The sequence below is a fragment of the Psychrobacter sp. CX97 genome (genome assembly GCF_057396285.1).
This window is the reverse complement of the sequence record NZ_JBXYJE010000022.1, coordinates 1-8,055: the sequence shown is the minus strand read 5'-3', so window position 1 is coordinate 8,055 and position 8,055 is coordinate 1. Positions and strand designations below refer to the sequence as shown.

At 34.0% G+C, this 8,055-nt stretch carries 6 protein-coding genes and 1 other annotated feature; of the genes, 4 read left to right on the top strand and 2 right to left on the bottom strand.

What is annotated here, in order from left to right:
• A protein-coding gene (locus AC2SLL_RS12070; RefSeq protein ID WP_486531934.1) for an IS3 family transposase occupies window positions 1–1,098 on the bottom strand; the annotation gives its coding sequence in 2 pieces (ribosomal slippage) (window positions 1–822 and window positions 822–1,098; 1,099 coding nt annotated over the 2 pieces). This gene is flagged as partial in the annotation.
• Window positions 707–823, bottom strand: a sequence feature (AL1L pseudoknot). Its footprint overlaps the gene before it by 117 nt.
• A gap of 203 nt (window positions 1,099–1,301) precedes the next feature.
• Here AC2SLL_RS12070 and AC2SLL_RS12065 point away from each other — a divergent pair.
• The 4 genes from AC2SLL_RS12065 to AC2SLL_RS12050 all read left to right on the top strand — a co-directional run bounded on the left by AC2SLL_RS12065 (window position 1,302) and on the right by AC2SLL_RS12050 (window position 5,620).
• On the top strand, window positions 1,302–1,703 hold the full coding sequence (locus AC2SLL_RS12065; RefSeq protein WP_486531933.1) for an FAD synthase family protein: 402 nt from the start codon (window positions 1,302–1,304) through the stop codon (window positions 1,701–1,703).
• Window positions 1,700–3,295: a hypothetical protein gene (locus AC2SLL_RS12060; RefSeq protein WP_486531932.1), complete on the top strand. Its 1,596-nt coding sequence runs from the start codon at window positions 1,700–1,702 to the stop codon at window positions 3,293–3,295. The genes AC2SLL_RS12065 and AC2SLL_RS12060 overlap by 4 nt, the downstream gene beginning before the upstream one ends.
• Complete coding sequence (locus tag AC2SLL_RS12055) at window positions 3,288–4,436, top strand: CDP-glycerol glycerophosphotransferase family protein (RefSeq protein ID WP_486531931.1); 1,149 nt, start codon at window positions 3,288–3,290, stop codon at window positions 4,434–4,436. The genes AC2SLL_RS12060 and AC2SLL_RS12055 overlap by 8 nt, the downstream gene beginning before the upstream one ends.
• A 108-nt stretch (window positions 4,437–4,544) precedes the next feature.
• A protein-coding gene (locus AC2SLL_RS12050) for an IS3 family transposase (protein ID WP_486531930.1) occupies window positions 4,545–5,620 on the top strand; the annotation gives its coding sequence in 2 pieces (ribosomal slippage) (window positions 4,545–4,763 and window positions 4,766–5,620; 1,074 coding nt in all).
• A 135-nt stretch (window positions 5,621–5,755) separates the two neighbouring features.
• On the opposite strand, the gene AC2SLL_RS12045 is transcribed toward AC2SLL_RS12050, so the two are convergent.
• A complete protein-coding gene (locus AC2SLL_RS12045) occupies window positions 5,756–7,345 on the bottom strand; it encodes a hypothetical protein (protein WP_486531929.1) in 1,590 nt (529 codons plus the stop codon).
• Window positions 7,346–8,055 lie beyond the last annotated feature (710 nt).

Sequence of the window (8,055 nt, the reverse complement as noted above, 5' to 3'; positions counted from 1 at the left end):
TTGCTAATTCAACATCACTCACACCTTGCCACTGTTGTTTTAAATAATCAATCACCTCCGTTTTATAAAGCCCGTTAACCGTTTCAGCTAATGCATTATCGTATGAATTACCTGTCATGCCAACAGACGCAATGACGCCAGAATCAGCCATCTTATCAGTATAGCGAATAGATAAATATTGTACGCCGCGATCACTATGATGAATCACATCTTTAGGATGGTTTCTGTCGGCTATCGCTTGATTTAACGCTGCCATTACCATATCGGTGTTCATACGATTAGACACTTTCCAACCAACAATACTACGGGCAAACACATCTATAATAAACGCAGTATAGACCCAACCACTCAATGTTTTAACGTAGGTAAAGTCAGCCACCCATAGCTGGTTAGGACGATGGGCATTAAAGTTACGATTAACTAAGTCGTCTGCCCGTATTTGATCATCACGAGACTTAGTGGTTATCTTGCCCTTACCTCGCCAGATACCCTGCATGCCATGTTGACGCATTAACCGCTCTACAGTGCAGCGTGCAGGATGTATACCTTCGGATTTCAACTGTTTCCAGACTTTACGAGCACCGTATCGGCATTTGCTGTCCTTCCATATACGTTTAATCTCATTAAGATAGAAGTCATCATGACAACTACGCTGTGAACGTTTCTCCGGATTGTCGTTTAAGTCTTTTATGCGGTAGTAGGTTGATGGAGCAATCGGCAAGACTTTACAAATAGCTTGAATGCCATAAACAGGCTTATGCTCGTCAATGAATTGAACCATCACTAAGGTTTGCGGTCTATTTCCGCCTGGGCGAAAAAAGCTGCAGCTTTCCTTATGATCTCATTGGCTTGTCTAAGTTCTCTGCATTCACATTCTAGCTCTTTAATACGCTCCGCTTGGCTTTGAGCTTGAATATTTGCAGGAATGGTTTTATCAATGTGCTTTTTATGCCACGATCGTAGTGTCTCAGGCGTGCAACCTATCTTTGGCGCTATGGCTTTGATGGCTGACCAGGTGGATGGGTAGTCGTCTTTAGCTTCAATTAGCATACGGACGGCTCGCTCTTTTATTTCAGGGGTATAGTTTCGTGTTTTCATTGTCGTATTCTCTCAGAAAGTTAGGTCTCCGACAATCACGGGGCGGTTCACCTTAAACCTTCAAGATTGGTGTACAAGAATTATGATAAAATATCAATACAGAAGTAGCAGTTATTTACCCACAATTAATTCTTTAATAAATAGAGATATCATACGCCTATATAAAGAACTTAAGTTGCCTTAAATTACCTTTCGAGAAGTTTATGAAGTGTGTTGTTACATTTGGAACATTTGACCTATTTCATTATGGACATCTAAGATTACTCCAAAGGGCGGCCCAACTTGGGGATGAGCTTTATGTTGGTGTATCGAGTGATTCTTTTAGCGCTAAAAAAAAGAACAGGATGCCTATTTATAAACAGCATGAGAGAATGAGCATCGTATCAGCTCTGAGCTGTGTAAAGAGTGTTTTTCTAGAAGAATCGATGGAAGAAAAACGACAGTACTTGACTAAATATAATGCTAATATATTAGTCATGGGTAACGATTGGGAAGGTAAGTTTGATGAATACAGTGACATATGCCAAGTTGTTTATTTAGATAGAACGATGAGCATATCAAGTACAGATATCATCTCACGTATTAGATCGGATATCAGCTTGTGAATAAAGATAATAAACAACGAGCTAAGGCTATTAATAAATTAAATAAATTTTTTAAGCATCCATTTGTTTCATTACGTGATATATACCTTAAAAGATTTAGACTAAAAAATTATACTAATATTCAAGCCAATCTAAGCCAGCTTGTTACTTTTAAAGAAAATTACCCCGTAAATAGCCTTAAATATGAAGATGAGTATTTATGGCCTTACTTGCGTAACCATCTATGGGCGAATATAAATTCTATCTCACTAGGCAACTATAATGATTACCATTTAAAACCTTCAAGAATTCAAGGAAGTTTTATTGAGGATTTTACACCTAATGTAAGAAATAAATTAATTAATGAACACAATATCATACATTCAGAAAACATGAGTAGTTTAACTCAAAGTGATATTCTATTCTTTGTCATGCAAAATGCTACAGAGAAACTCGAAATCAATGGTTCTATATATCACAAATACACGGATCATTATTTAGAAGCTGCCGCTAATATAGGAAGCGTACAAAAATTTGAAGTCATTCGCACTGATAAACTAGCAAATGACTGGAGTCGATATAAGTTTCCAGCTCAGCTAATCGGTATATCTAAAGTTGATCAGCGAGACTTTAGCAGTCAAATAGAGTTTGATGACTCTATTTTCAAAAATATTAAAAAATATATACCAATAATAGCCAGTATCAATAAACTTGAGTTAATTAAAATTTTTAACTATGAGCTAAATGTCCGTCAATATTATATTGAGCTATTAAAGTTGATTAAACCTAAACTAATTTTTCTTAACTACTATCACAGGTATGCACCTTTGATTTCTGCGGCTGATAAACTCGGCATTATTACCGTAGACTTACAACATGGTGTACAAATAGGTTGGTCCCCTCTGTATAATAATTTTGAAGAGATTGCATATCGAGATTATCAAGCACTTCCTGACTATTTTGCAGTTTACTCAAAACGAGAAGCTAAAAATATACATAAGAACTTTAGTTCTATAAATAAGCATAAACCAATCTTAATGGGTTATTCATGGCTTACCAATAATAATACTGTCTTCAAAAATACTGAATACGAGAACTTCCTACGTAACTTGAATTCTGGTCAAAAAAAAATACTTCTAATCCTCCTGAAGCAAAGATACATTCCTCCCTACCTTTTAGAGGCAATAAGGAATACGCAATCTAGATATATATGGCTAATAAGACATCATCCGAAAGGTCATAGTTTTAATCGCAAAGATTTTTGCAATTTAAGTAATGTCATTTTACATGAAACCTTAGATCGCGCCCCGATAAACTTCCTTTCAAATTATTTAGACATGTGTATTTCTGAAGGGTCTGTTCTAAGTCTTGAGCTACAGATATTAGGTATTCCTAGCTTGATTGTCGGCAAAGAAGGCAGAGACAACTATGTTCAAGAGATTGATAGTGGTCTATTATTTCACTCAGTTGCAGATTCGGACAATATTATTGAAACTTTAATATCTATGGAGACTACAATTCAATCAGATCGTGGTAAAATTTCTGAAACCCCCACTCCACAAAAGTTTATAACAAAACTTCTAGAACTGTCCGAATCGAGCCCTTATGCTTGAAAATATAAGTATCGCTTTCATTGGCTGGAACCCTTTTCAGCTTCGACACGTTTCACAATTAATGAGAGCAATACCTAGTGCTCGTTTTATAATTGAAGAAAAGAATAATAATACTGATATCTTCGATGATAACTTGCTCGAAGAGTTCAATGGTCGCATACAAAGGATTCCGAAAGACGAAGTTATCAATTTAGATGGGAATGTAGACGTATTAATATGCCAGACACCTTTTTATCAGATTGCATATTTTAAAATTACAAAAATCGTAATGCTACAGTATGGATATGCTAAAGAACCCCACAACTATGGAACATGGCGTTCACTTGCAGATTTAAATTTAACTTATGGTCAATATGCAACTGACAAAATCCAACCTTATTCACCTACCGCTTCCATCGGTAATCCTAATTTTGATAAATTCAGTGATAACAATTATAAGGCTTTAATAATTGAAAAGTTCAAAACGCTAGTAGACCCTTCTCGCCCCACAATATTATATGCACCCACTTGGGGAGATCTTAGTAGCCTACCAATCTATAAAGATGCCATTAGTAATCTAGCTAATGAATACAATGTACTGGTTAAGCTACACCATAATACCTCTATTTTAAATAAAGAAAACCTTCACCTCCCATTCACAAACTGTTTAGTTTTTTACGAAAACACAGACATATTAGAGTTATTAATTATTTGTGATGTATTCATATCAGATTACAGTGGTGCCATTTTTGATGCTCTTTATTTCAGTAAACCTATTTTTTTATTAGAGATTCCAGATATCTTTAAGAGTAATAAAATAGATAAGTACAGTTTAGAATACGTACGAAGGTCAAATATAGGCTTAAGAGTATGTAGTCCTGAAAAACTACCCCAAATATTAAAGGAAATACGTAGTGAGAGTACAACATTCTTAGAAGGTCAACGTACTCTTAGAGAGCAACTTTTTAATCAAAGTAATGACACGGCCACTAGATTTAAGAGCGAAGTTTATAAATTAATGAAAGGAGATTACCAACTTAACCAAAGTCAGCAATATATTAGAGCTACCGTTAAAGAGAACTTGATTTTAAGACAAGAAAACAGCCGGTTAAAGAAACAACCTTTTATTAAAAAAATGCTCAATAAACTGCTTCAAATATAGATATTTATAGTAATTTTAAAAAAATTAAAAACTCATGTGTAACTATCCCCTAAAATAACACAGCTCAAACGTAGAATTTCTTATAAAATACCCATAAGGAGTTTTGATATGAGCAAACGAATGACTGAGACCCAAATCGTATCAATTTTAAAAGAAGCTGATGCAGGGATACCCGCCAAAGAGCTGTGCCGTAAATACGGGATTGCTAGCTCGACGTTCTATAAATGGAAGGCTAAGTATGGCGGCATGGAAGCGTCTGACGTCAAACGATTAAAAGAGCTTGAAGAAGAAAATCGCAGACTTAAACAGATGTTTGCTGATTTAAGCCTCAAAGCGCAGATGCAGGAAGAGATCATAAAAAAGCTATAGCGCCTGCCCACGAGCGCAAAGTCTGGGCGCAGGAATTACAGGCGCAGCATGGGGTTAGTATATCAGTTAGCTGTCAGGTAGTCTGTATCAGTCGGACAGCATACTACTATCAGCCTAAGCTGCCTGATGATAGTGAGATTATTAATGTTTTAAATGAGCTCACTGACAAACATAACCGTTGGGGTTTCCCAAAATGCTTTAAACGCATTCGAGCACTTGATTATTTATGGAATCACAAACGCGTACACCGTGTCTATACGGCTTTGAGATTAAACCTACGTCGTAAGTCTAAAAGACGTCTACCAGCACGCAACCCTCAGCCGCTAAGTGTACCAAATACATTAGGTCATACGTGGTCAATGGATTTCATGAGTGACAAGCTTCATAACAACATTCGCTTTCGCACCTTTAATGTGATTGATGATTATAACCGTGAAGTATTAGGCATTGATATTGGCACCAGTATGCCATCTTTAAGAGTGATCCGGTATCTTGATCAGCTAGCCGAGTGGCATGGCTATCCTAAGCAAATAAGAGTAGATAATGGTAGTGAGTTTACATCTAGCACATTCACTGATTGGGCAGCGGCTCATGATATCTTTATTGACTATATTGAGCCTGGCTGTCCTTATCAAAATGTATATATTGAAAGGTTTAATCGCAGTTATCGCAATGAGGTTTTAGATTGTTACTTATTTAATAACTTAAATGAGGTCAGTCAACTGACTGAAGATTGGATCAAGGTTTATAACACTGAAAGACCCCATGATTCACTTAATGATATGACACCTGCCCAGTATAGACAGGTTGCTTAATTATTCTACGATGATGTTGTGTTAAGGATGGGGTATTTACAAAGGCAATAACCCATGTTAAGTATAATTATCCATCGGAGTTAACTCCAAAAGAATGTTAAAACTTGTACCACTCTTATTTCAATCATCAATATCTTAGTGTTTTTTATTACTCAGTCTCCAAATAGTATGAATAAACTCTTCAGCATTAATGCAGTTATTATAATCATTTAGGGCTCGATGGCTATTCTTACTTAAGTAGTTTATAGTTTTAACTAAATTTAGGGGGTTTTTATCTGACCAATAAAAATAACCTGAGTTGATCTCTTTCGTATAATTATCAAACCCTTCTTTTCCAATTATAATCCCTGGCATTCCTAATAGGCTTAACTCTAAGCTTAATGTTGACCCTTCCGATATACTTAAGTCCATTAAAGATACAATATCTTTTGGGAGCATTTTATCAATTTCTGAACTCATAATTAAATTTTTATAATTATTATTATGAGCCCTAAAGAACTTACGTCCTTTAGGGTGATGCCTTATATACCAAATGCATAAATCAGATGTCATTTTAATAGCTTTAACAATATACTCGGGAATACTCTCTTGCTTTTGCAAAATAAATAAAACTCTTAGAGTGTTTTTATTAAGGGGATTAGTGCTATTATTTAATTTTTTTTTAATTGGAGTCTTCTCTATAGCTTGTGAAGCTTCGAGAAATGGATAACCCATGACTATAGGCTTGTGTTTATTAATTGACTTAAAGTTTTGAGTAATATTACTGTATTCATTTTTGGAGTATACAGCAAAATAATCTGGAAGAGCTTGATAGTCTACAAGACTTAATTCTTCAAAGTTATTATACAAGGGAGACCAAGTACCTTGAATACCATGCTGGATATCAACAGTTAATATTCCTAAAGAGTCAGCTGCAGAAATGAGAGGGGCGTATCTATGATAGAAGTTTAAAAATATTACTTTAGGTCTAATAGATTTGAGTAAATTAATATAATATTCTCTAGCATTAAGCTCATATTCAAAGATAGCTAATAATAAATGCTCATCAATAGGTTTTATACATGGTAATAGCTTTTTGAATTTATTAAAGAAACTTTTATCATATAAAATTTTATCTTTAGCAATTTGAAAATTTGTTTTTGTTAAAGCTATTAATATTACTGGCTCAATATACCTATTCCAATCATTAGAAAAATTTCGACTCCTTATAACTTCAATTTTTATTGCAGTAGAGACCTTACGTGCTTCATTATAGTATAAATCTATATCTTTATGAGAAACTCTTCCATTTACTTCAGTTTTTTCAACTGAATCCTGCATTACAAAAAATACAAAATCACTTTGTTCAAACTCTTCGTGATTTTTAGAATTTATGAAGTTTGGCAGGCTTTTTAATATTTTTTTTTGACTCTCATGTAAATCCTCAAAATACACACCCTGAATTCTCGATGGTTTGAGAGCATAATCCCTTAAATTACCGATTGAAATAGAATTAATATTAGCCCATAAATGATTACGTAGATATGGCCATAAATACTCCTCACCATACTTCATACTATTTACATCATAAGCACTTTTAAAAATCAAAAGTTGGTTAAAGTTATTTTGAATATTTTTATTATTTTTGAGTATGAAACGCTTTATATAAATATCCTTTAATGAAACAATAGGATGGCGTAAAAACTTCTTAAGTATTTTTCGTAACTTTTCTGAAAGAATCGCCAATTTAACTCACCAGTAATATTGTAGATAATTATAAATTTAGAGATTGTAATAGTAGATAAAAATTAAATGTCAAATCATTCTTTCAAACTCTTGAATTACTAGATAACGATCTATATAAACAAAGCTACCATGCTTTATCTTCCGTATAATAGAAATTTGCTGTTTAGCTACCTTATATAATAACGGTAAACTTTGCCATTACACATTAAAACTCCAGATACAGCAGTCTTACTTAACACAAGTTCCTTGATTTCATTTCAGATTACGTATACCAACTAAGTAAAATTCATTTAATTCAATTTTACCGTTAAATATGTCTTCGGGTTCAAATGCTAAGTAATACCTATAGCAAGCCTGACATGATAGAAAAGTGCTACTGTATTTTTGATTAATATCTAATAAATCAACACTATTCTAGAAGTGACATCAGCTGTAAAAACTCAAGTAATCTAAACTTAGCCTTTCAAATTAATTTACAATGTAATTGTCTAACATAGTATTTATAAATATAATCCCTAAATTTTTATTTTAAAAAGTATTATCACTACACTCAAATTAAAATATTAAGTTGGTTTAAATCAATTTGAACCGCCCCGACTATATCGGAGAGTGGATTGCTTGAGTCAGGCAGCTTTGTCTGACTCACTAAAACTATCATAGTATCGTCTCTCAAACTCAAAAGGCGACACATAACCAATCGTGCTATGTAA

What these genes read in the sequence shown, in the direction of transcription:
- AC2SLL_RS12065 (WP_486531933.1), top strand. Translation starts at nt 1,302, where the DNA reads ATGAAGTGTGTTGTTACATTTGGAACATTTGACCTATTTCATTATGGA.
- AC2SLL_RS12055 (WP_486531931.1), top strand. Translation starts at nt 3,288, where the DNA reads ATGCTTGAAAATATAAGTATCGCTTTCATTGGCTGGAACCCTTTTCAG.